At 45.6% G+C, this 388-nt stretch carries 1 protein-coding gene; it reads right to left on the bottom strand.

Features of this window, described 5'->3' with window-relative positions; translation table 11 throughout:
• Positions 1 to 388, bottom strand: a 388-nt coding sequence (locus tag ALO_RS22675) for a hypothetical protein (RefSeq protein ID WP_004100054.1), incomplete at both ends; no start/stop codon positions are given.

Raw genomic sequence — 388 nt, 5'->3', positions numbered from 1 at the left:
CAACGTCTCCGCTTTCCGCGAAAAGTTGTAAATCAAAATCTATAAAACTGTCCGACCTTTTCGCAGTCCCCACTGGCTGAGCCACATCTACTTTTGCAGCGCCTTTGGCAGTTGTTTCTGATAATGTTTCCGCGGCATTTGCCGCTTTATTTCCAACAGCTACATATTTGCCAATACCGAATTTCCCGATTACGCTGCTTCCCGAATAGCCCAACCCCAGAATAGTCACTCCATAAGCGAATTCGCCCAGCTTACCTTTTAATCGTTCTTTCTTCTGTGCATCAGTTTCGTCGAGTACGGTGATTGTACGGAGTTTTCCATTCCAATTAAAGAAGTACTGGTCTTTTACTATCCCAGCGAAGTAGGTGTCTCTTTTCGTGAGTCCGCC

Origin of the sequence: Acetonema longum DSM 6540 (assembly GCF_000219125.1) — a bacterium.
Lineage (GTDB): Bacteria > Bacillota > Negativicutes > Sporomusales > Acetonemataceae > Acetonema > Acetonema longum.
This window is presented reverse-complemented; position numbering and strand designations above follow the sequence as displayed.